Here is a 22,731-nt window from a genome sequence, read left to right on the forward strand (position 1 = left end):
TTTCGTGATCACAGGTAGATGCCGTGCAGTCGGTCGTCGAACTCACGGACCACCCTGGGTGGAGTCGCCGAAGTGTAGGACCGTCGGAGCGCACGGGCGCGCTCGATGATCCGGCCTGACCGATACCGTGCCCCCGTCTCGAGTGCCCGCCCGGCCAGCGCGAACGCACCATCTAGTCGACCCGTCCCCAGTTGCGCGGCGGCCAGGTCGAGCATGAGCAGCGCACGCTGCTTCTCGTGGCTTGATGTAAGGGCCGCTGCGGCTGCGTCCTGGGAGGCGGCCACCCATCCAGGGAGGCCGAGCCGTGCGCCGCAGGTGAGCCGGGTCGCAGCGACCTTGGTGTGGGTGAAGGTGAACACCCATGGCCACGGTGGCGGCTGTTCGTCCTGAACGGCGTCGGTGCTGCGGGCGGCCTGGTCGAGCGCGCTTCCCGCGGCGGGACGATTCCCCGCGGCCGCGTGTGCGAGCGCCTCGATCGTGCCGAGCCACGCGGTGGCGATGGCCGGTGCCGCCTCGCCCAGCTGACGATGGGCTTTGCGGACGAGGCCGAGACCCTGGGGGGCGTTCCCGGCGTCTGCCTCGAACCCGGCCAGGCTGCCGAGTTGGTAGGCGAGGAGCAGCCGGTCGCCTGAGGTACGCGCGGCTTTGATGGCCGCGCCGTACCAGGTGCGGGCCGATCCGATGTCGTTCATGTCCCAGGCCAGCCAACCGGCGAGGGAGGCGGCTTCACTGCCCACTGCGGCCAAGCGGGCTCGCTGCTCGGTCGTTTCGGCGTCGCTGGTGATGGCTTGGGTGAGCCGCAGGTGGGCCAGGACTGGCTCGGAGAGCTGCCGGGAAGGGGTGGTGCCGTCCAGTCGGCGGAAGGCTGTGGTGGCCACGCGGAGGGTCGCGGCCTGGCCGGTATCTGTGGCTTCGGGGAGACGAGTTGACAGGGTGGGCGCGGCGATCGCCGCCGCGGTCCCCGCGAGGAAGTTGCGCCGGTGCACGTCGTGCTGTCCATTCTCGGCGACATGCGCCGCTGTGTGGTCGGCGAGGCCAACCAGACGCGGGGGGATGTGCAGGTGCGTGGCGGCTCTCGCCAGGATGGTCATGTCGTATGAGGCTGTGCCGCGTCCTTCGAGACGAGAGACGGCGGACTGGCTGATCCCGCAGGCGTCGCCGAGCTGGCTCTGGGAGACGCCAGAGTCGCGACGGGCCAGGCTGACGACCCGCCCGTAGTCACCTTGACGGGCGGCGTTCCGAATCGCCTGTGAAGACCAGTTCATGCCTACTCCCGTTGATACCTGGGGCTCCCCGTTTGCCTGTCACGGGTATGCGCTGACTGCATACGCGTATGCGCGTCGCGGGTCAGCGCTGGTCGATACAGCATGACGCGCGGTTTCGTCCCCTCACTACCCGTAACGGGGAAGGGGACGCATGAGTACCAAAACCCTGCTGTGGACACCGCCGAACACCGAAGACGTCGAAGCGTTACCGGTGGGCAAATGGTGGGATGCCGTGCGCGCCGCGTCCCCCATCGGAGAACGCGCCCTGCGGCTGCTCGGTGACGAGACCGGCGCCGTCATCCAGGACAAGCACGGCCCCCTCTACTGGCTCGTTGCCGTCTGCACCGCAACGAGCTGGCACCTGCGGCAAGTCCGCGTCCTCACCGAGCTGACCGACGAGAGCACTTACCTCGGCGTACCGCCCGCCTTCTGGACGAAGGGCCCCAGCACCCACTGGCGCGTGCCCCTCTCGGCCGACCGCTACCTGACCGACGCCTGGTGCCTATGGGAGGCGCTGGCCAAGGCCGACAGGGCCGAGTACGGGCGCAGGCCCGAGGGACGCCAACTCTGCTACCACTGCAAGCTGCCCACCGACGAGCCCATCCCGGTCGACGTGGAGGACAAGGGCAGCGACGTCGGCAAGGTCACCTATGCCTGCCCCACGCACGCCGCCAGCTACCTGAGGAACGGCCGCCGCCCGCGGATCCTCACCAGCGCGGCCGCGGACCAGCACGAGGGGCGGGCCCGATGACGGCCGTCGAGCAGACCGAGGATCCGTTCGCCAACGAGGCGTGGCGCGCGGCCATCGACCACGCCGCGGGGTGCCTGGCCTGCCGCACGCCCGGCGCCGGATGTGAGACCGGGGAGCGGCTGCTGCGCGCCTACGAGGAGGCTGCGCGGCTGGCTCGATCCTGCAGCCCACGGCCCACCAATTGACTCCCTCTCCGGCACTGAAGTGCACAGTGCCGGAGAGGTGATTCCCCATCCGTCGAGTGAGAGGAACCAGCATGCAACTGGTTGCCCCCCCCTTCCCCTTCAGGCCAGTGCCCCCGTGGGCACCGCGCCAAGCAGCATCCGCCCGTACGCGTTAGCCGGAGCGCGCTTCCGGCCCGCCGCTTCGGCCACGGTTCCGCAGTCTCGCCCGGTCTACGACCCTGTCAGCCAGACGGCCAAGTTCGAGGACGGCACTCCGCTGACGACCATGGCTACGTCCCAGAAGACCAACCAGGACGGCGATATCAAGAACCCGCCGCCGAGTGATGAGGGCGGGGACCCCGGAGCGATTGAGTGACCAACACCGTTCTGGTGGTGGATGGCCCCTTCGAGGCGGGAACTGATCTCGTCGTGGAGGGGCTGTCCTCCTCCGATATCACCGTGTTCCGCATGGATACCGCAGACTTCCCTCACGAACTGGAGCTAAGAGCCAGCCACGTTGACGGACAGTGGGCCGGCACGCTCTCCAACAAGTACAGAAGCATCGCGCTGGCGGACGTGAAGGCGGTCTATTGGAACCGGCCGAACCTGTTCCAGTTCCCCGAGCTGTCGGAGTCGGACGCCCACTGGGCGCGTGGCGCCGCCCGCATCGGCCTCGGCGGCGTGCTCATGAGCCTCGCCGCCCGGTGGATGAACCACCCGTCCAGCGCGTCTGCCGCGGAGTTCAAACCTCGGCAGCTCCGCACCGCACGTTCCATGGGTCTCGCCACTCCCCGAACTCTGATCACGAACTCCGCGGATGAGGTGCAGACATTCGCGGAGAACGTCAAAGCCCCGTTGATCACCAAGCCACTGGGGACGCCGCACGTTGCCCACTCCCGGGGCTCGGAGACCATCTATACGCGCGAGGTCGACCTTGACGCCCTGGGCGGTGTGGAGCTCACTGCGCACCTGTTCCAGGAGCGTGTCCCCAAGCAGTACGAAGTGCGCTTGATCGTCGTAAGCGACACCTGCCACAGCGTGAAGATCAAGGCGCACAGCGAGGCCGCTCGCACGGATTGGCGGTCCGACTACGACGCGCTTGAGTACGAGCTGATCGAGACGCCACCCGATGTCATCAACGGAGTGCGCGGGTACATGGCTCGACTGGCCCTCACCTACGCTGCCATGGACTTCATCGTGCAGCCGAACGGTCAGTGGACGTTCCTGGAGGCAAACCCCTCTGGCCAGTGGGCATGGCTCAACAGTCCGGAAATCCCCCTAGCCGCTTCGATCGCTCAAGCCCTGGAGAACTGGTGTCGCCGGTGAACTGGAAACCGCTCGCCGAGAATCTGGCAAGCATCCTGGAGGGCTCGGACGATCTGGTCTCCCCTCACTGGAAGCAGGCGTTCGAGGAGGTGCCTCGACACATCTTCGTCCCACGCTATTTTCAGAATCTGGGGGGCGCGCCAACTCGATGGAAGCCGCTCGACGCCGCGGACGGTGGAGACTGGCTTAACCCCATCTACACCAACGCCACACTCGTCACCCGTCTCGACCCGGAGACGGCGAAGTCCGCGGATGGGCTGTTCACCGGCGTCCCCACGTCGTCCAGCACACAGCCGAGCCTCACGGCCCGGATGCTGGAGGCCCTTGACGTACAGCCTGGAGACCGGGTCCTCGACGGGGGCACTGGCACCGGCTACCAAACCGCCCTCATCGCTCACCGCCTGGAGAGCGCTGACCAGCTCGTAACGGCGGACATCGACCCGGACCTGACATCCGAAGCCCTGCTCAATCTGGAGGGCATCGGCATCACACCGAACGTACTCACCGTGGACGTGAGGGACTGGACTTGGCCGCCGGAGTCGTTCGACAAGGTGATCATTACGTGTGCCCTCCCGCGGATCACCGAGACATTGAGGTCTGCGGTCATTCCCGGGGGACGACTCGTCGCGAACCTCTTCCCGCCGCTGAGCGGGGGTCTGGCCGTCCTCGACCGCATGCCGGACGGGAGCCTGGAGGGACGGTTCCAAGCAGGCGGCGGGTCCTTTATGGCGGCGCGCACGGCGGCGCCGACCCCTCCCCCACCGCTTGCATCGGGACCGGTGGACGCAGACGGGGAATCCCGCGTACCGGTCACGGCCTTCGACAGCTACCACTTCACCTTCCTGCTGGCGTCCACGCTGCCCGGGGTAGTGCTCCAGTACGGCACTGACGACGAGGAGCGCACCATGCGCCGTCTGGTGATGCCTGACGGGGCGTGGGCTGAGGCCATCTTCGCGGGCGAACAGACACAGTTCCACGAGACGGGCGAGCGCAGCATCTGGGACACCGTCGAGAGCTGGTGGGGGTGGTTTACTGCTCACGACATGCCGAAATGGGACCACTTCGGTCTGACGGTCTCGGGCGAAGAGCATCGCCTCTGGTACGAAACGCCCCGGGGCCCCTCATGGCGGCTGCCTGCGTGAGTGAGGCGCGTAGCCAGAGCACGAAAGGGCCTCCTCCCGGCGGGAGGGGGCCCGGTGTTCCCGGCCGTCGGCTACACCGCTGCCTCGCTGTCCCGGATGGAGCGCGGCAAACGCCCATGCGCGATGTACAGCTGTTACGGCAGGTTGCCGAGCGTCTGGACATCCCGCCTGGTACTCAGTCATACCCCAGCTGGGTAGGTTGATCGACATGCAGTTGAGGTACAGCTTCCGCCTGTACCCGAACGGTCCTCAGCGCTCAGCGCTGGCCAGGGCGTTCGGGTGTGCGCGGGTGGTCTACAACGATGCGCTTCGCGCCCGTGAGACCGCCCGCGCCGCAGGCGAGGCGTTCCCGAAGACCGGGGACCTGTCCAAGCTGCTGATCACCGAGGCCAAGCTCACCGAAGAGCGCGCCTGGCTCGGCGAGGTGTCCGCTGTCGTGCTCCAGCAGTCCCTGCGGGACCTGGACGCCGCGTACCGGAACTTCTTCGACGGGCTGAAGGGCAAGCGCCCGCGCATGGGCGCGCCCCGGTTCAAGTCCCGCAAGGACAACCGGCAGGCCGTACGTTTCACCGCGAACGCCCGATGGAAGATCACCGTCGGCTGCGACCTGTCCTTGCCGAAAATCGGGGACGTGCGGGTGAAGTGGTCCCGCAGCCTTCCCTCGGTCCCCTCCACGGTGACCGTGATCAAGGACGCGGCCGGAAGGTACTTCGCGAGCTTCGTTGTGGAGACCGAGCCCGTCACCTCGGTCGAGAGCGGTCAGGCCGTCGGCATCGACCTGGGGCTGGGGCATTTCGCCGTCTTGTCCGACGGCACGAAGATCGACGCTCCTCGCTTCCTGCGCCGGGCCGAGAAGAAGCTCAAGCGCGCACAGCAGGCCCTCAGCCGCAAGGCGAAGGGCTCGAACAACCGGAACAAGGCCAGGATCAAGGTCGCCCGCGCTCACGCGCAGGTCACCGACGCGCGGCGCGAGTTCCACCACCAGCTCTCCACCCGGCTGATCCGCGATAACCAAGCGGTCGCAGTGGAAGACCTGGCGGTGAAAGGGCTCGCCCGTACGCGCCTGGCCAAGTCCGTGCACGACGCTGGATGGTCCGCGTTCGTGACGATGCTGGAGTACAAGGCCGCGAAGTTTGGCCGCGGCTTCCACCGCATCGGACGGTTCGAGCCGACCTCCCAGGTCTGCTCGCAGTGCGGCGTCAAGGACGGCCCCAAGCCCCTGCACATCCGAGTGTGGGAATGCCGGGCCTGCGGAGCCGTCCTCGACCGGGACATCAACGCGGCGGTCAACGTCGCCAAGGCCGCCGGACTGGCGGTGTCAGCCTGTCGAGCGCAGGTAAGACCGGTACTCGTACCGGCCCAGCGCGGTGAAGCAGGAACCCACCGAGACGGTCAGCCGACGGTGGTAGGAATCCACGGTCTTTAGGCCGGGGAGCGGAAGTCAAAGCACCAGCGCCCGATAGCGGTCGGCGACCTCCGCCAGGACCTCCGCGCCGTCCCGGGCCCACAGGTCCGGGTTGAAGATCTCCACCTCGATCGGGCCGGTGTAGCCCGCGGCGTCGACCTGTTCGCGGAACCAGCGGAAGTCGACCGAGCCGTCGCCGAGTTGGCCCCGGCCCAGGAGGACGCCCTCCGGGAGGGGCGTGATCCAGTCGGCGAGCTGGAAGGCGGCGATACGGCCGCCCGCGCCGGCGCGGGCGATCTGGGCGGCCACGGTGTCGTCCCACCACAGGTGGTAGGTGTCCACGATCACGCCCACCTGGTCCGCCGGGAAGCGCTCGGCCAGGTCGAGGGCCTGGGCGAGGGTGGAGACCACGCAGCGGTCGGAGGCGTACATGGGGTGCAGGGGCTCGATGGCCAGGCGGACGCCGTGGTCCGCGGCGTACGGGGCCAGCTCCCCCAGTGCGTCGGCGATGCGCTCGCGGGCGGCGAAGAGGTCGCGGCTGCCGGGCGGCAGGCCGCCGGAGACCAGGACCAGGGTGTCGGTGCCCAGGGTGGCGGCCTCGTCGATGGCCTTTCGGTTGTCGGCCAGGGCCGCGGCCCGTGCCTCGGGCTCGATCGCGGTGAAGAAGCCGCCCCGGCACAGGCTGGTGACGGTCAGGCCCGCGTTCCGCACCAGCTCGGCGGCGGCCGCCACGCCGTACTTCTGGACCGGCTCGCGCCACAGGCCGACGCCGGTGACGCCCGCCTTGACGCAGCCCTCCGCCAGCTCGGGCAGCGACCACTGCTTGATCGTTTCCTGGTTGAGGCTCAGCCGGGACACGGCGCTCATCGGGCGACTCCGTACACGGACAGCAGGTCCTTCATCCGGGATTCCGCCAGCGCCGGGTCCGGGAACAGGCCAAGACCGTCCGCCAGTTCGTACGCCCGCGCCAGATGCGGCAGCGAACGGGCCGACTGGAGGCCGCCGACCATCGTGAAGTGCGACTGGTGGCCCGCCAGCCAGGCCAGCAGCACCACGCCCGTCTTGTAGTAGCGGGTCGGGGTCTTGAAGAGGTGGCGGGAGAGTTCCACCGTCGGGTCCAGCAGGGCCCGGAAGGCGGTGGCGTCGCCGGTGTCCAGCCTGCGCACGGCCTCGGCCCCCAGCGCGCCCAGCGGGTCGAAGATGCCGAGCAGGGCGTGGCTGAAGCCCCGGTCGTCGCCCTCGATCAGCTCGGGGTAGTGGAAGTCGTCGCCTGTGTAGCAGCGCACTCCGTCCGGCAGTTTGCGCCGCAGGTCGATCTCGCGCTGGGCGTCCAGCAGGGAGACCTTGATGCCGTCGACCTTGTCGGGGTGGGCGGCGATGACGTCGAGGAAGGTGCGGGTGGCGGCGTCCAGGTCGGTGCTGCCCCAGTAGCCCTCCAGGGCCGGGTCGAACATCGGGCCCAGCCAGTGCAGGATCACCGGCTCGGCACACTGGCGCAGCAGATGGCCGTAGACCTCGAGATAGTCCTCGGGGCCCTTGGCCACGGCGCACAGGGCGCGCGAGGCCATCAGGATGGCCTGGGCGCCGGACTCCTCGCAGACGGCGAGCTGTTCCTCGTAGGCGGCCCGGACCTCGGCCACGCTGTGGGGGTAGCCGATCTCGGTGGCGGAGAGCTGGTCGGTGCCGACGCCGCAGGCGATCCGGCCGCCGACCGCCTTCGCCTCGGCCGCCGAGCGGCGGATCAGCTCGGCGGCGCCCGCCCAGTCCAGGCCCATGCCGCGCTGGGCGGTGTCCATGGCCTCGGCCACGCCCAGCCCGTGCGACCACAGGTGGCGGCGGAAGGCCAGGGTGGCGTCCCAGTCGACGGCGGCCGGGCTGTCGGGGGTCACATCGGCGTACGGGTCGGCCACCACATGGGCGGCCGAGAAGACGACGCGGGAGGTGAAGGGGGCCCCGGGGGTCAGCGACAGCGGCTCGGTGCGGGGTTCGTAGGGGCGGGTCGTGCCGCCCGGCACGGGGAGGTGGACGGTCACAGGCTCAGCTCCGGTACGTCGAGCCGGCGGCCCTCGGCCGACGACTTCAGGCCCAGCTCGGCGAGCTGGACGCCGCGCGCCCCGGCCAGCAGGTCCCAGCGCCAGGGCTCGTCGAGCGCGACATGGCGCAGGAAGAGCTCCCACTGCGCCTTGAAGCCGTTGTCGAACTCCTCGTTGTCCGGCACCTCCTGCCACTGCTCGCGGAAGGACTCGGTGGCGGGCAGGTCGGGGTTCCAGACCGGCTTGGGGGTGGCCGAGCGGTGCTGGGCGCGGCAGTTGCGCAGGCCCGCGACGGCGGAGCCCTCGGTGCCGTCGACCTGGAACTCGACCAGCTCGTCGCGGTTGACCCGGACCGCCCAGGACGAGTTGATCTGGGCGATGGCGCCGCCCTCGAGCTGGAAGACGCCGTAGGCCGCGTCGTCGGCGGTGGCCTCGTACGGCTTGCCCTGTTCGTCCCAGCGGGTCGGGATGTGGGTGGTGGCCTGCGCCTGGACGGTGCGCACGGCGCCGAACAGTTCGTGCAGCACGTACTCCCAGTGCGGGAACATGTCGACGACGATGCCGCCGCCGTCCTCGGCCCGGTAGTTCCAGGAGGGCCGCTGGGCGCTCTGCCAGTCGCCCTCGAAGACCCAGTAGCCGAACTCCCCGCGCACGGAGAGGATGCTGCCGAAGAAGCCGCTGTCGATGAGGCGCTTGAGCTTCAGCAGCCCCGGCAGGAAGATCTTGTCCTGGACGACCCCGTGCTTGACGCCCGCCGCCTCGGCGAGCCGGGCCAGCTCCAGGGCGCCCGCCAGACCGGTGGCGGTCGGCTTCTCGGTGTAGATGTGCTTGCCCGCCGCGACGGCCTTCTTGATGGCCTCCTCGCGGGCGGCGGTGACCTGGGCGTCGAAGTAGATGTCGACGCGGTCGTCCGCGAGCACGGCGTCCAGGTCGGTCGAGACATCCGCGACCGGGTCGAGGCCATGGCGCTCGGCCATCTCCTTGAGCACGTGCTCCCGGCGGCCGACGAGCAGCGGCTCGGGCCACAGCACGGTGCCGTCGCCGAGGTCCAGGCCGCCCTGTTCGCGAATGGCGAGGAGAGAGCGGACGAGGTGCTGGCGGTAGCCCATCCGGCCGGTCACACCGTTCATGGCGATCCGCACTGTCTTGCGTGTCACGTGGGTTCTTCTCCTCACCGCGAGTAACAGTAAGCGCTTTCTAAGCATTAACGCTAACCGCCCCGCCCCGCCCCTGTACAGAGCGAACACGGGGGCGAACGCGGGACAGTCAGCGCTTCAGCGCAGCGTCAGCCGATAGCGCAGGGGCGAACGCCCGGTGATCAGGACCCGCTGTCCCGCCGGGGTCAGATCGCCGCCCATCCAGCTATAGCGCTCGCCGGAGTCCACGACGGCGGGCTGGCGCGGGCCGCTGCCGTTGCCGGGCCCGAAGGTGATCACGTCATCGCCCGCCGTATATGTCCCGTACCCCTTGACGAGCTGATACGTGTCCTTCTGGCCGGGCACGGGGTCGACCCCGGTCAGCTTTCCACCGCTGCGGAAGCACAGTTCGAGGGCGAGCGGGACCTCGGACTCGCCGATGTGGACGTCCAGGTTCCAGCCGCCGTCGGCCGCCGCGATCCGTATCTCGGTGCGCAGGGTGCGCCACTCCTTGGGGCGGTGCGGAAAGTCCATCGCGGACCAGAACCGGCCGTCGTCCGTCAGCGGATACCGCCCGTCGGGGCGGCGGTGCTGGGGCGGCAGCGGCAGATGGAATCCGGCCCGCACCTCGGCCCACAGCCGCCAGCCGTCCGCCGTGGCCTCCACGTCCTCGGCCCGGAAGTGGCCGAGCGAGAAGAACTGCGGGGACAGCCGGAGCGAGTCCAGGATGGCCGCGCCCTTGCGCCATTTGAAGAACGTCGGGTTGGTGGACAGGCCCGAGGAGATCGCGTGCACGTCGGGGAAGTCGGTGCCGCCGAAGACGGTGGTCCGCGTGTCCCCCTTCGCGATCCGGACCAGCCCGCAGTCCCGGTCGTGGAAGGTGAACTCCTCTGGCGCCCCGGTGGCCTTGGGCAGCGGCGCGGCCAGCTCCGGATGGTCCAGCACCTCGGCGAGGAAGTCCCCGAGCGGGGTCTCGTCGAAGGTCTGGTCCGCCCCGCGCCGCTGGATGGTGGCGGCGACGGCCGCGAACCGCCCGTCCCGCTCCCGCAGCGCCAGCGCCCGGAACTGCAGCCAGTACTCGGACAGATGCTTGAGGGACTTCTGGTCCTGGCGGCGCGAATGCACCGTCTCCACCTCGCCATTGGGCTCCAGGAGATGAAGGGTGGCTTCCAGGTTGTGGCGCACATGGTCGTAGAACCGCGGGCGCTCGGTGAGCCGGGCGAGGGTCAGCAGCGAGGGGTTGGTGACGATGGGCGCGTAGGTGGCGCTGCGCTCGCTGTACTGGCCGCTGTCGTACTGGTCGATGCCCTCGGCCAGCCAGGCGTCGATACGGCGGGTGTAGCGGGCGTCGGGCCAGAAGGAGTTGATCCGGGCCAGTGCGGCGCACACCTTCCAGCGGTGGTTGGGGGTGTGCACTCCGCCGGTGGACAGGCCCTTGCCCGCCTTGAGCAGGATCGTCTTCAAGGTGGCGCGGATCGCGCGGGTGCCGGTGTGGCCGTCCGCGTCCAGCAGGCCGTACACCAGGCCCAGATCGACGATCGAGAAGGCGGTGTCCGGGGGCGAGTGGACCGCGCCCTGGTCGTAGAGGCCGTCGTCGAACTGGGCGGCGGCCAGGGCGTCCACGAGCCGGGTCATCGGCGCGATCAGCGCGCCGTCGTGGTGGTGGGCGGCGTCGCCCCATACGTGGACGGAGGTGAGCAGCCGCAGGCTGCGGGCGGCGGGGCGGGCCTGGCCGAGGTTGTTCAACTGGTCGAGGGCCGCGTCGAGCCCGTCCACGACCTCGGCCACCCGGGCGTCGGCCGCCTCGGTGAGCAGGGCCAGGAACGGCTTGTCGGTCCGGCCCGCGGCCGAGGCGGCACCCGGAGCGCCGACGGCGAGCAGTCCGCCCGCGACGGCGGTCCCGGCGAGGAAGTGACGGCGGGGCAGGGGTGTCATTGGTGGTGCTCCGTGGCTCTCATAGATGGTGCTCCGTGGCTCTGGCGGCGATCGCGAGGGGGCCGGGGACGAGGAAGAGCAGCGGCGGATAGGCCCAGGCGCAGACGGCGGCGGTGGCGACGGCCAGCAGCAGCACGCCGCTCGCGCGGGGTTTGCGCACGCTGTCGTACGCCGCCGAGCGCAGCGCGGTGCGCCAGCTCGTCGCCGACTCGGGGCGGGCGCAGGCCCGCAGACAGACGACGGCGAGCAGTCCGGCCACGGCGAGCAGCGCGGGCCGGAAGACCACCGCGCCCGGCAGCCCCGCGCCCGCCGCGAGCGCGTTGAACAGCAGCAGGACGCCGCCGGCCAGCACCCCCGCCCCGGCCAGCAGATCGCCGGTGCGCAGCCGTTGCCGCAGCGCGCGGAGGTAGCCGCCCGCCGTGGTGGGCGCGTCCTGCCGCACCCGCCGGTCCAGGACGGCGCAGGCCGTGGACATGGCGGCCGGGGCGGTGATCAGCGGCAGCGAGGCGGCGGCCGTGGCCAGGCCCACCGCCAGGACGTCGGCGAAGAGGGCGAAGCGCGGGCCGAACAGCTCGCCGGGTTCACGTTTGGTGGCGGTGTCCATGGCCGGTCACCCCTTCAGTCCGGAGCTGGCCATGCCCTCGACCAGGAACCGCTGGAACGCGAGGAAGAAGAGCACGATGGGCAGCAGCGCGAACACCGACATCGCGAACATCGGGCCGAAGGCCGACTGGCTGGAGGCGTCCACGAAGGACCGCAGGGCCAGGGTCAGGGTGAACTTCTCCGGCTCGAAGAGGTAGATGAGCTGGGTGAAGAAGTCGTTCCAGGTCCAGATGAAGGTGAAGATCGCGGTGGTGATCAGCGCGGGCCTGGTCAGCGGCAGGATGACGCTGAAGAACGAGCGGAAGGGCCCGCAGCCGTCGATCCGCGCCGCCTCCTCCAGCTCACGCGGCAGTCCGCGCATGAACTGCACGATGAGGAAGACGAAGAAGGCGTCGGTGGCCAGGAACTTCGGCAGGATCATCGGCCAGTAGGTGTTCACCATGCCGAGCTGGTTGAAGATGATGTACTGCGGAATGAGGATGGCGTGGTGCGGCAGCATGATCGTCGCGATCATGAACGCGAAGAGCGGACCGCGCATCCGGAACCGCAGCCGCGCGAAGGCGTACGCGGCGAGCGAGCAGCTGATGACGTTGCCGAGCACCGCACCGCACGCGATGAGCAGCGAGTTCCACAGCAGCCGTCCGACGCTGACCTCGTTCACCCCGTCCAGGGCGGTGGAGTAGTTGCTCCATTCGAAGTGGCTGGGCAGCAGCTTGAGGCTGGCGACGACCTCGTCGGCGGGTTTGAACGAGGTCGCCAGCAGCCAGGCCAGCGGATAGAGCATCACCAGCAGCACGGCGATCAGGCAGGCGTGCAGCACGATCCGGCCGGCGGGCCGCCGCCGCGCCGCCGGGGTGGCCGGGGCGGTGGAGATCGGGGCGGTGGTCATCGGCCCCCCTCGTTGTTGTCGTTGGCGTAGAAGACCCAGGCCCGGGAGGTCCGGAAGAGGACCGCGGTGACGGCCCCGATGGCCAGCAGCAGCGCCCAGGCCATGGCGGAGGCGTAGCCCATATGGGAGGCGGTGAAGCCGCGGTCGTAGAGGTAGAGCGTGTAGACCAGCGTGGAGTCGGCGGGTCCGCCCTTGCCCGCGCTGACCGCGAAGGCGGGGGTGAAGACCTGGAACGCCTGGATCATCTGGAGCACCAGGTTGAAGAAGAGCACCGGGGAGAGCATCGGGATGGTGATGGAGCGGAACTGCCGCCACCAGGAGGCCCCGTCGACCGCCGCCGCCTCGTACAGCTCGACGGGTATCTGCTGGAGCCCGGCCAGGAAGATCACCATGGGGGCGCCGAACTGCCAGATGGTCAGCAGCGCGACCGACAGGATGGCCCAGCCCGGCCTGTTGATCCAGCCGCCGATGTCGATGCCCATGCCGGAGAGCAGGTTGTCGACCGAGCCGCCGTCGTTGAAGATCGCCCGCCAGACCAGGGCGATGGACATCGACGCGCCGAGCAGCGAGGGCGCGTAGAACGCCGAGCGGTAGAAGCCCTTGCCGCGCTTGACCGACTTCAGCGCCATCGCGACGGCGAGCGCCATGGCGAGCTGCAGCGGCACCGCGATCACGACATACGTCAGGGTCGTGATGACCGACCGCCAGTAGCGGGGGTCCTCGGTGAACATCTGCGTGTAGTTGCGGAAGCCGATCCACTGGGGCGCGTCGAACATGTCGTAGTCGGTGAACGACAGATACAGGGACACGGCCATGGGCAGCAGCGTCAGCACGGCGGCGCCGAGCACCCACGGGGACAGGAACACCCAGGCGGCCCCCTGCCGCTCGCGCTTCGGCGCCCGCTTGCCGCCGGTGGCGGGTGGCGCGGCGTCCTGGGGGCGGGTCGCGGTCGCGGTCATTGCCTCAGCTCCGCCTTCGCCTCGGTGATGTAGTTCTCCGCCGCCTCGCGCGGCGACAGGCGCTCGTAACTGACCTGGTCGTAGTCGCGCGAGAAGGTGGTCTGCAGCGAGGTGTCGCCCTTGGGCGGCGCGGGCGGCGGGTCCTTGAGCTTGCCCTCGAACTGCTTCTGGTAGGTGGAGATGACCTGGTCGAAGCCCTCCAGCTTGGGCAGTACGCCCTGCCGGATGGCGTCGTTGGCCGGGATGCCGCGGGAGGCGCCGAGGATGGCCCCCGCCTCCTTGTCATTGAGCAGGAAGTCGATGAACTGGGCCGCCTGCTTGGGGTGTGGGGTCTTGGCCGAGGCGCCGAAGAACATCGACGGTTTGAAGTACTGCCCGGGGGTGCCGTCCTCGCCGACCGGGAAGGGTGCCAGCTTCAGCCCCTTGCCGACGATGGCCGCGTAGCCGCTGACAGGGGCGTCCCAGTTGAAGTCGGCGACGACCTCCTGCCGGCCCAGCGGGGTGTTCTCCACCGTCCCGTCCATCTGGGTGGTCTGCTCGGCCGACGAGACCGCGCCCTCCTTGCGGAGCTTGGTGCACCACTCCCAGTAACGGGTCAGATCGTCGGCGGTGAAGCCGAGCTTCTCGTCCTTGGCGTAGAGCGACTTGCCCTGGCTGCGCAGCCAGATCTCGAAGACGTCCTCGCTCTGGCCCGGGTCGGTGGAGCCGACCCGCCCCTGCGTCGCCGGGGACGCCGACAGCTTGCGCATCGCGTCGGCCCAGTCGTCCCAGGTCCAGGTCAGGGTGGGTTCGGGGACGCCCGCCTTGCGCCACAGCGTGGCGTCGTACGCCATCGTCTCGCTGCCGCGGGCCACCGGGAGCGCGTACCGCTTGCCATCCACCACTCCGGTGGCCAGCAGCCCCTTGTCGATCTCCGAGGTGCGCAACTCGGGATGTTTGCCGAGGTCCAGCAGGATGCCGGAGGTGGCGTACTGGTTGATCTGCCGGTAGTCGAGCTGCATCACATCGGGGGCGTCGCCGCCCGCCGCCTGCGTGGCCAGCTTCGCCTTGTACGTGTCGAAGCCCGCGAAGGACGTGCTGATGTCGATGTCGGGGTGGCGCTTCTCGAAGAGCTTGACTGCCTCGTCGGTGCGGGCGGCCCGGTCGGGGTTGCCCCACCAGGTGAACCGCAGGCTGACCTTGCCGCCCGAGCCGCCGCCGCCATCGCCGCCGCAGCCCGTGAGGGTCCCTCCGAGCGTGAGCACGAGAGCCAGGGCGCAGGACGCCTTTGTCCTGTTTCTGCGCATACCGGAGCCGACCTCCCTCCTGAATTGTCCGTTGAGCGTATGAGCGTGCGTGGTGGTGTTCTACGGCGGCTATTCGCCGTAGTACGGGAGCGTGACACCGGGCAGTTCGTACTCGTCCCGGCGGCCGCACATGCCGTAGCCGCCCCGGCGGCTGGGCCCGGTCGCGGTGACCCGCGCCTCGGCCAGATGCGCGGGGTCGCCCGCGGCGAGCGCGGTGAGCTGCTCACCGGTGCGCCGCGCGGCGGCGAGCGCCCCGTCCCGCCAGCGCGGCTCCCACTCCTTCACCTTGGGCGCGACGATCCGCACCGCCGCCTCGTGGAAGGCGCGCAGCGGCCCCTCATCGCCCTTCTCGGCGGCGGCCCGCAGCGTCAGATAGCCCTCGATCGCCAGGTCCCGGCGGCGCCGGGCCGCCGCGTCGGCCTCCGGCCCCTCCTTGGCGGGCAGCGCGGCGGCCGCCGCGTACCGCTCGGGGTCGGCCAGCACCTCGGGCGGGAAGGTGAAGACGGCGTCCCCGGCCTCCGGCAGTCCGCTGTTCTGCATCAGCACGGTCACCTTGAGACCGCCGCCCTGCACCATCCGGTGCACCGTGCCCGGGGTGAACCACACCACCGCGCCCGGCTCCAGCGGGGTCTCGGTGAAGCCGTCCCCGACGGTCAGGGTCTGCACCGCGCCGCGTCCGGCGGTGACCACATACGCCTCGGTGCAGGCCAGATGGAGATGGGGGCTGCCGCCGCACACCCCGTCGGCGGCCTCCCACTCGTACGCGCTGATGTGGGACATCCCCACACCACCCGGCAGCGGGGCGAACATCTCGGACGACGCGGCCATCCGGCTCACCACCCGTGGTTCTTGAGGTAGCCCTCGGCGCGGGCCCGGTCCCAGGCGCCGTCCGCGACCACCACCCGGTAGCGGTAGCCGAAGGACTCCCCCGGCGGAAGCTCGAACTCCTCGAAGAACGCCCAGGAGGGGGCGACCGAGGGAATCGGCTCGGAGCGCACGAACCAGTGGGAGGCATGGATCGCATCGGTGTTGTCGAGGTTTTCCGGCGCGTGCGCGAACAGCAGCGTGGAGTGCCCGTCCACGCCGTCGTGCTCACCGGTGAACGCGACCCAGGGGGCCTCGGCGGCCGGGGTGCCCATCAGGTCCGAGGCGCCCTTCTCGCCCTCGCCGCCGCGCCCGTCCGGGCCGATCACGTCGCCGCCGGTGAAGTCGCGCGGGCCGCGCCAGTTGAGCCCGGTGTACCCGGCCATCTCCCGGCCGGCGGTGGTCGGGGAGCCGAAGTGCAGGGCCTCGCCCCGGATGTTGGTGAGACGGATGGACCAGTCCAGGGCCCAGGTGCCCTCCTCCGGTTCCACCGAGTGGAGTTCGATGGTGCGCACCTCACGCGCCCACTCCTGGCCACCGCTGTGTTGTACAGAAGGATTGGCCACCCACGTGAGGGTCTCCACGAAGCGCAGCCGGTCATCCGCGACCGCGAACTCCTCGAAGCCGTCGTGGCGCATCGAGCCGACGCGCTCCTCGACGTGCTGATAGCCCTGCTCGGGGCCGAGGTAGGAGTTGCCGCCCCAGAAGTTCTGGCCGGAGAGATGGCTGGAGGTCATCTGCAGGCCCTTGTGCCAGCGGTGGTCGCTGGGCCGGTAGCCGGAGACCGGGTTCCCGGCGAGGGTGCGCAGCGGGTGCGCGTAGGGCTTACGGGCCTCGAAGGCTTCCGGGTCGGGCCGGTAGACGTAGGCCATCAGCTCGACGCCGCCGGAGGCGACCGAGATCTGTTCGCCGTGGGTGTGGGTGACGGTGATGCGCTGGGTCATGGCGGCCTCAGCTCTCCTTGGTGGTGGCGGTCGCTGCCTTCGGCGCCCATTCGGGGTGGTTGCCGTGCATGGCGTCGTAGTACGGGTCACCGGGCACGATCTCGCCCGCGCGCACGGGCTGTCCGGTGAAGGCCGCCTTGTAGAGCGCGGCGATGAACTCGAGGGTGCGGCGGGCGTCCTGGCCGCTGCCGGGGGGCCGTACGCCCTCGCGCATCGCGTCCAGCAGCACGGAGAGCTGGGCCCCGTGCGAGCTGGGCAGATCGGCGGCCGGGGTGCGCCAGCGCTGCTGCCGGTCGGGCTCGTCGCGGACATGCGGGGCGGGGGTGTAGACCCAGTCGTCGTTGCGGTGGCCGTAGAGATGGGTCAGCTCGACGGTGGCGTCCGCGCAGTCGATACGGATCCGGCTGACCTCGTCGGGCGAGAGCACGCTGTTGACGACGGTGGCCATGGCGCCGTTCGCGAATCGCACCAGCGCGGTGGACACGTCCTCGCTCTCCACCTCGTGGATCAGCCGTCCGGCCATGCCGCGGATCTCGGTCCAGTCGCCGAGGAGATGGAGCAGCAGATCCATCTGATGGATGCCGTGGCCCATCGAGGGGCCGCCGCCCTCGGTCTCCCAGCGGCCGCGCCACGGCACCGCGTAATAGGCGGTGTCGCGGTGCCAGGTGGTCTGGCAGTGGGCCACCAGCGGCTGCCCCAGGGCGCCCTCGGCCAGCAGCTCGCGGGCGTGGACGGCGCCCGAGCCGTAGCGGTGCTGGAAGACCACCGAGGCGTACGGGCCGCCCGCCTCCTGCTCGGCCTCGGCTATCTCGTCGTACTCGGCGAGCGTGAGGCACAGCGGCTTCTCGCACAGCACCCAGGCGCCGGCCTTCAGCGCGGCCACCGTCTGCTCGCGGTGCAGGGAGGGCGGGGTGCCGATGAGGACCAGGTCGGGTCGCTCGGCCTCCAGCATGGCCGCCACATCGGGGTAGCCGGTGACGGCGAAGATGCCCCCCTCGGCCGCCGTGGCGCGGAAGGCGTCGAGCCGGTCGGCGGCCACGTCGACCGCGGCGACGAGGTCCACACGGTCCGAATGATCACGTAGTGCGGGCAAATGGCTGCCGGTGACGATGGCTCCGGTGCCGACCACTGCGGCACGGATACGGGCGGTGGCTGCTGCGGCCATGGGCTGAGGCTCCTCGCCGGGGGTAAGCGCTTGCTGGAGAGGACCCTAGGCATGGTCCGGATGACAGGACAAGCCCCTGGACGGCAGAATCGCGCCGCTCATGGAGTGAGAGCATGGGGGCGCCGACAAGTGCGCACGGTGTCCCAGAAGGTGACCATCGGGTGACCATCCAACGGAGGAAACATGGCAGTGACCCTGGCCGATGTGGCGGCACGGGCTCGGGTCTCGGCGGCCACCGTGTCGCGCGTCCTGAGCGGCAACTACCCCGTCGCGGAATCGACCCGGACCCGGGTGCTGCGCGCCGTCGATGAGCTGGAGTACGTGGTCAACGGACCGGCGAGCGCACTCGCCGCCGCCACCTCCGATCTGGTCGGGGTACTCGTCAACGACATCGCGGACCCCTTCTTCGGAATCATGGCGGGCGCCGTACAGGCCGAGATGGGCGCACCGGCGGGCGAACCGGGCCGGGGCGGCGAGAAGCTCGCGGTCATCTGCAACACCGGTGGTTCGCCCGAGCGCGAGCTGAACTACCTCACCCTGCTGCAGCGGCAGCGCGCCGCCGCCGTCGTGCTCACCGGCGGCGCGGTCGAGCACCCCGACCACGCCGCCGCCGTGGCCACCAAGGCGTCCCGGCTGGCCGCGTCCGGTACCCGGGTGGTGCTGTGCGGCCGCCCGCCGATCGCGGACGCGACCACCCTCACCTTCGACAACCGCGGCGGCGCCCGCCGCCTCACCGAACATCTGCTGACCCTCGGCCACCGCCGCATCGGCTATGTGGCGGGCCCCGCCGAGCGCACCACGACCCGCCACCGGCTGGAGGGCCACCGGGCGGCGCTCGGCGCCGCCGAAGTGAACAGTCTCGACGCCGACCTGGAGCGGCTGACCGTGCACGGCCTGTACGACCGCGCCTCCGGCTATGACGCGACCCTCGAACTCCTACGCCGTGACCGGGGGTTGACAGCCATAGTCGCCGCCAACGACACCATCGCGCTCGGTGTCTGCGCGGCCCTGCGCGACCAGGGCCTGCGCATCCCCGAAGACGTCTCGGTCGCGGGCTTCGACGACCTTCCGTTCAGCGCGGACGCGGTCCCGGCCCTCACCACGATGCGGCTGCCCCTGCACGAGGCGGGCGCGCGGGCCGGGCGCCTGGCCCTGGGCCGCGAGCCGCAGCCGCCGGGCGGGGTGGCGATGGTCCGCGCCGAACTGATGGCTCGCGCCTCGACGGCCCCGCCGCGCGGCTGAGCAAGGCACTCCGTGCGGGGCGGGTCTCGTATGTACGGAGGGTGGGCCACCGGCGCCGTCGCTCCGGCGGGGGCCCGGAGCCCAGTAGCCCACCCCGTCTATGCGCCGGTCCGCTGGCGGGGCGCGCGGATCACCGGGTGGTCGCCGTCCGGCGGGGCGGGGCGTTGTGCGGCGCGGGCCGCCTCGCATGCGGCGCGGGCCGCCTCGCACGAGGGGGCACAGACGTATAGCTGGTACGTCTCGGTGACGCTGCCGTAGTCCACCTCCACCGTGCAGATCGGCCGGTCCGCGTAGAGGCGTGCCGCGCACAGGGCGCAGTTCCAGCCCTGGAGCTGGCCGAAGACCCACTTCCGGCCCGGGGTCCGCAGTTCCGCTATCCGCTCCCGATCGGTGCGCTCGTCCTCCGTCACCGGGTGTGCCCCCGTTCGCGGGCGCGGCGCATGGCGGCGGCCTCGGCGACCGGGTCGCGCCGGTAGGCATGGGCGTGGGGAGGGCAGGCGTACACCGTGCGGCCGGGTCCGCTGCCGTCGTGCTGGACGTCGACGATGACCGGCTCGTCGGTGGGCAGCTCGCAGCGATAGCAGGTCTGGCGCCCCTGGGGGACCGGACCGAGTTCGACGCGGTCGGCCTCGGCCAGCGCTCCCCACAGCTTCCAGGCATCGGTCAGGTAGTGATCGACCGAGAGCGGCACGCGCCAATGGGTGCCGGGCGGCGTAGTCCAGGAGTCGGGCGGCACGCCGAGGTAGGTGCACTCGTCCGCCAGCTCGGTCAGGACCCGCACCTGCCGCAGATGCCAACTCGTGGCGGAGCCCACCGCGACGAGCCAGTACAGGGTGCCGTACTTGTCCTGGATGACGGCGCCGTTCTCGTCGCCGAGGAGCTTTAAGGCGCGTTCCCCGACGGTCGGCGCGGCCCGTACGGCATCCCACCACTTGCCCGCGGGTAACGCCTGGACATCCGTGGCGGGCGGCGGTGTCCACCGTAAGGCTCTGGTCGTCACGTCGGGCTCCCCTGCTGATCTGCGAGGGGCGGCGCCGAACAGGTTCCTGGCGGGAGCGAGGGTTGGCGCCGCCTCGATGCGGATCACGCTAGGTGTGCATGCGATCACACCCCAGTGACGAAGTGCCGTAGCCCGGCCTCAGTTTTCGGCGGGACTACCGCACTTGTTCATGCCGCCGGGTCCACGCCCAGCCGCACCGCGAGCTTCCGCAGGTCTCGGTCGCGACGCCGCTCAGTCTCCAGCAGTCCCCCCACAGTGGAGGCGGCGAGCATCTGATGGGTCAGCCACTCAGGATGCTCCTCGTCGAGGGTGAGCAGCACATCGCGGGCTCCCTCGTCGTCATGCGTCTGGTAGCGGGCGAATGCCAGATCCAGCCGGTGCCTGGCGCGCGAGATCTTCCACGGCAGCTCATCCAGATTGACGCCACTGGCTGTGGCCAAAGCCTTGTCCGGATGGCCAAGCGACACCTGAACGGTGGTGGCCTGCATGCCCACGCTCGCCGGGCCGAAGGCGGTGCCTCGCACCCGTACCGCCCCGGACAGCGCGGCCGCCGCCTCCGCCTGCCTGAGGAAGGTGAGCGCGTCATCCTTTGTGCTGTCGGACTCATCGCGGTTCGCCCGTGCCGCCGAGACAGCACCGGACAGCAGCAGGATCCCGAACATCGCGAACTTCTCGGGATTGCGGTCGGAGAGCCGGGGCTCGATCTCAGCCGCCTTGCGGGTCGCGACCTGCTGGGCATCGCTCCATCGGCCTTGCCGCAGGAGCACAAGCGAAAGCGTCGAGACGGCGAGAGCGTGCCGCAGCTCGTCGCCGGCGCGCGCGGTGGCATGCATGGCTCGCTCCACCGCGGTGTATGCCAGATCGGTCTGCCCCAACTGCGCGGCCACGTCGGCGACGATGATGTGCGCAGCAGCGGACATCGACCACACCGTGTCGTGGTCGGGACCGCCCTCGGCCTCACGGGTGGCCGCCTTCAGATCGGTGACGAGCCCGGGCAGCATGCCGACCAGGTCGGTGAACTGGCCGAGCCGATAGTGCCTCTGGGCCTGCTCCATGACCGGGCGGAGATCGTCCGGGCCGGGCGCGTCACTGTCCGCGCCGCACACGTCCAGCCCTGGCAGATCGCTCGGGGCCTGGATGGCGGCCCGCAACGCGATGACTCCGCCGTCAGGAGCGAGGGATTGCGTCATGGTGGGCTGGCCCAGCAGGCGGGCGAGCTCGATATCGAGTGCGCCCGCGAGCTTCTGATACGTGGCGATTCTCGCTCCCCGCTGGGTGCCCTGCTCCAACCTGCGGATGGTGTCGACGGACACGCCCGCGCGATCGGCGAGTTGCTCCTGCGTGAGGTCGCGGATGTCGCGAAGTCGGGCCAGCCGTTTACCAACGGACAGATCAGTCATCTGATACACCACCGCCAGAAGGTCTTTGGGCCACGGTACGCCCGGAGAGGGGAGCCGTGGGACCCCAGCAGGCGTCGGGCACACGAAAGAGCCCCCTCGCCCAACCCACAGGCGGGGCGAGCTCGAAGCGCGCCGGCGTTGCGGTCGCCACCGCCGACATCTACCCCCCGGGACGGGACCCCCTCTTCCCAAACACTTGATCTGGCGCAACTATGAGGTCAAGCAAAATCGACACAGGCGTACGGAGGGGTGCCGGATGGGCCCGCGCGACAATCTCGATCTGGCCGTGGACGAGGTCCGCGACTTCAACCGGATGTACACCCGCCTGATCGGCGTCCTCGACTACCCCGGGCAGCTCAACACCCCGTACTCGCTGGGCGAGGCCCGCATCCTCTACGAGCTGGCGCGGCGGGAGCGCACCCATGTCTCGGCCCTCCGGGAGCACCTCGGGGTCACCGCCGCGCATCTGAGCCGGACGCTGAGCCGGTTCGAGGAGCGGGGGCTGGTGACGCGCGAGCGCCACTACCGCGACGCCCGCTTCCAGGAGGTGCTGCTCACCGCCGAGGGCCGGGCGGCGGCGGAGGATCTGGACCGGCGGTCGCGCGAGGCGGTGACCGGGCTGCTGGCCAAGGTCCCCTGGAACGAGCTGGGGCGGCTGCGGGAGGCGCTGGCGACCGCGCGGCACGCGCTCACCGGTCCGGCCGATCCCCAGGTGCGGCTGCGCGGGTTGGAGCCGGGCGACCTGGGCTGGATCGTGCAGCGCCACGGCGCCGTGTACGCCCGGGAGTTCGGGTGGAACGCCGAGTTCGAGGCCCTGGTTGCCCGGATCGTCGGGGAGTTCGGCGCGGGCCATGACCCGGCCTGCGAGCGGGCGTGGATCGCGGAGCTCGACGGCCGCCCCGTCGGGTCGGTGATGTGCGTCCGGGACGAGCGGCCCGATACGGCCCGGCTGCGGCTGCTGCTCGTCGAACCGGAGGCGCGGGGGCGGCGGCTCGGCGAGTGGCTGGTCGGCACGTGTGTCGACTTCGCACGCGAGGCGGGCTACCGCGATCTCGTGCTGTGGACCAATGACGTCCTGACCTCCGCCCGCCGGATCTACGAGGGGGCCGGGTTCGAGCTGATCGCCGAGAAGCCGCACCGCGGCTACGGCTCGCCCCTGGTCGGCCAGGACTGGCGGCTCGGGCTCCAGGGCCCCTGACAAGCCAGGGCCGCTGTCCGCACC

At 70.4% G+C, this 22,731-nt stretch carries 23 protein-coding genes; 8 read left to right on the top strand and 15 right to left on the bottom strand.

What is annotated here, in order from left to right; genetic code table 11:
* Nucleotides 1–8: 8 nt before the first annotated feature.
* On the bottom strand, nt 9–1,265 hold the full coding sequence (locus tag J5X86_RS31115) for a helix-turn-helix domain-containing protein (protein ID WP_208520034.1): 1,257 nt from the start codon (nt 1,263–1,265) through the stop codon (nt 9–11).
* Between the two features lie 151 nt (nt 1,266–1,416).
* Here J5X86_RS31115 and J5X86_RS31120 point away from each other — a divergent pair, with 151 nt between their 5' ends.
* From J5X86_RS31120 to J5X86_RS31145, 6 genes are all read left to right on the top strand, one after another.
* The gene (locus J5X86_RS31120) at nt 1,417–2,016 is read left to right on the top strand and encodes a hypothetical protein (RefSeq protein ID WP_208520035.1); all 600 of its coding nucleotides are present in this window, start codon (nt 1,417–1,419) and stop codon (nt 2,014–2,016) included.
* Nucleotides 2,013–2,201 (top strand): hypothetical protein, encoded by a 189-nt coding sequence (locus tag J5X86_RS31125; RefSeq protein ID WP_208520036.1) that lies wholly within the window; start codon nt 2,013–2,015, stop codon nt 2,199–2,201. Before J5X86_RS31120 ends, J5X86_RS31125 begins: the two co-directional genes overlap by 4 nt.
* Before the next feature lie 115 nt (nt 2,202–2,316).
* The gene (gene tgmA / locus J5X86_RS52575) at nt 2,317–2,556 is read left to right on the top strand and encodes a putative ATP-grasp-modified RiPP (protein ID WP_208520037.1); all 240 of its coding nucleotides are present in this window, start codon (nt 2,317–2,319) and stop codon (nt 2,554–2,556) included.
* On the top strand, nt 2,553–3,506 hold the full coding sequence (locus J5X86_RS31135) for an MvdC/MvdD family ATP grasp protein (protein WP_208520038.1): 954 nt from the start codon (nt 2,553–2,555) through the stop codon (nt 3,504–3,506). Before tgmA ends, J5X86_RS31135 begins: the two co-directional genes overlap by 4 nt.
* Nucleotides 3,434–4,648, top strand: a complete 1,215-nt coding sequence (locus J5X86_RS31140; RefSeq protein ID WP_208520039.1) for a methyltransferase domain-containing protein — start codon at nt 3,434–3,436, stop codon at nt 4,646–4,648. Before J5X86_RS31135 ends, J5X86_RS31140 begins: the two co-directional genes overlap by 73 nt.
* Before the next feature lie 208 nt (nt 4,649–4,856).
* Complete coding sequence (locus tag J5X86_RS31145) at nt 4,857–6,074, top strand: RNA-guided endonuclease TnpB family protein (protein WP_208520040.1); 1,218 nt, start codon at nt 4,857–4,859, stop codon at nt 6,072–6,074.
* Between the two features lie 15 nt (nt 6,075–6,089).
* Here the strand turns inward: J5X86_RS31145 and J5X86_RS31150 are convergent, their stop codons facing one another.
* From J5X86_RS31150 to J5X86_RS31200, 11 genes are all read right to left on the bottom strand, one after another.
* On the bottom strand, nt 6,090–6,920 hold the full coding sequence (locus tag J5X86_RS31150) for a sugar phosphate isomerase/epimerase (protein WP_208520041.1): 831 nt from the start codon (nt 6,918–6,920) through the stop codon (nt 6,090–6,092).
* Nucleotides 6,917–8,086: a dihydrodipicolinate synthase family protein gene (locus J5X86_RS31155; protein ID WP_208520042.1), complete on the bottom strand. Its 1,170-nt coding sequence runs from the start codon at nt 8,084–8,086 to the stop codon at nt 6,917–6,919. The genes J5X86_RS31150 and J5X86_RS31155 overlap by 4 nt, the downstream gene beginning before the upstream one ends.
* Entirely contained in the window at nt 8,083–9,243 is a 1,161-nt protein-coding gene (locus tag J5X86_RS31160) for a Gfo/Idh/MocA family protein (RefSeq protein ID WP_208520043.1), read from the bottom strand. The genes J5X86_RS31155 and J5X86_RS31160 overlap by 4 nt, the downstream gene beginning before the upstream one ends.
* A 117-nt stretch (nt 9,244–9,360) precedes the next feature.
* Nucleotides 9,361–11,157: a hypothetical protein gene (locus J5X86_RS31165; RefSeq protein ID WP_208520044.1), complete on the bottom strand. Its 1,797-nt coding sequence runs from the start codon at nt 11,155–11,157 to the stop codon at nt 9,361–9,363.
* Nucleotides 11,158–11,176: 19 nt separating this feature from the next.
* Nucleotides 11,177–11,761, bottom strand: a complete 585-nt coding sequence (locus J5X86_RS31170) for a hypothetical protein (protein WP_208520045.1) — start codon at nt 11,759–11,761, stop codon at nt 11,177–11,179.
* A 6-nt stretch (nt 11,762–11,767) separates the two neighbouring features.
* Nucleotides 11,768–12,649 (bottom strand): carbohydrate ABC transporter permease, encoded by an 882-nt coding sequence (locus J5X86_RS31175; RefSeq protein WP_208520046.1) that lies wholly within the window; start codon nt 12,647–12,649, stop codon nt 11,768–11,770.
* Nucleotides 12,646–13,608, bottom strand: coding sequence for a carbohydrate ABC transporter permease (locus J5X86_RS31180; RefSeq protein WP_208520047.1), 963 nt, complete (start codon nt 13,606–13,608; stop codon nt 12,646–12,648). Before J5X86_RS31180 ends, J5X86_RS31175 begins: the two co-directional genes overlap by 4 nt.
* Nucleotides 13,605–14,894: an ABC transporter substrate-binding protein gene (locus J5X86_RS31185; RefSeq protein WP_208520048.1), complete on the bottom strand. Its 1,290-nt coding sequence runs from the start codon at nt 14,892–14,894 to the stop codon at nt 13,605–13,607. Before J5X86_RS31185 ends, J5X86_RS31180 begins: the two co-directional genes overlap by 4 nt.
* Nucleotides 14,895–14,963: 69 nt before the next feature.
* Nucleotides 14,964–15,722 carry a cupin gene (locus J5X86_RS31190; protein ID WP_078641542.1) on the bottom strand — a complete coding sequence of 253 codons (759 nt, stop codon included), beginning with the start codon at nt 15,720–15,722 and terminating at the stop codon, nt 14,964–14,966.
* A 5-nt stretch (nt 15,723–15,727) separates the two neighbouring features.
* Entirely contained in the window at nt 15,728–16,702 is a 975-nt protein-coding gene (locus J5X86_RS31195; RefSeq protein WP_208520049.1) for a PmoA family protein, read from the bottom strand.
* Nucleotides 16,703–16,709: 7 nt separating this feature from the next.
* Complete coding sequence (locus J5X86_RS31200; protein ID WP_208520050.1) at nt 16,710–17,867, bottom strand: Gfo/Idh/MocA family protein; 1,158 nt, start codon at nt 17,865–17,867, stop codon at nt 16,710–16,712.
* A 183-nt stretch (nt 17,868–18,050) separates the two neighbouring features.
* Here J5X86_RS31200 and J5X86_RS31205 point away from each other — a divergent pair, with 183 nt between their 5' ends.
* Nucleotides 18,051–19,109, top strand: a complete 1,059-nt coding sequence (locus J5X86_RS31205; RefSeq protein ID WP_078641545.1) for a LacI family DNA-binding transcriptional regulator — start codon at nt 18,051–18,053, stop codon at nt 19,107–19,109.
* A 98-nt stretch (nt 19,110–19,207) separates the two neighbouring features.
* On the opposite strand, the gene J5X86_RS31210 is transcribed toward J5X86_RS31205, so the two are convergent.
* The 3 genes from J5X86_RS31210 to J5X86_RS31220 form a co-directional block, all read right to left on the bottom strand.
* Nucleotides 19,208–19,519, bottom strand: coding sequence for a hypothetical protein (locus J5X86_RS31210; RefSeq protein ID WP_208520051.1), 312 nt, complete (start codon nt 19,517–19,519; stop codon nt 19,208–19,210).
* A complete protein-coding gene (locus J5X86_RS31215; RefSeq protein WP_208520052.1) occupies nt 19,516–20,109 on the bottom strand; it encodes a hypothetical protein in 594 nt (197 codons plus the stop codon). Before J5X86_RS31215 ends, J5X86_RS31210 begins: the two co-directional genes overlap by 4 nt.
* A 167-nt stretch (nt 20,110–20,276) precedes the next feature.
* Complete coding sequence (locus J5X86_RS31220; RefSeq protein WP_208520053.1) at nt 20,277–21,509, bottom strand: helix-turn-helix domain-containing protein; 1,233 nt, start codon at nt 21,507–21,509, stop codon at nt 20,277–20,279.
* A 256-nt stretch (nt 21,510–21,765) separates the two neighbouring features.
* Here J5X86_RS31220 and J5X86_RS31225 point away from each other — a divergent pair, with 256 nt between their 5' ends.
* On the top strand, nt 21,766–22,707 hold the full coding sequence (locus J5X86_RS31225; RefSeq protein ID WP_243981887.1) for a helix-turn-helix domain-containing GNAT family N-acetyltransferase: 942 nt from the start codon (nt 21,766–21,768) through the stop codon (nt 22,705–22,707).
* The last annotated feature ends 24 nt before the right edge of the window (nt 22,708–22,731 follow it).

The organism is Streptomyces sp. NEAU-YJ-81 (genome assembly GCF_017592595.1).
Lineage (GTDB): Bacteria > Actinomycetota > Actinomycetes > Streptomycetales > Streptomycetaceae > Streptomyces > Streptomyces hygroscopicus_B.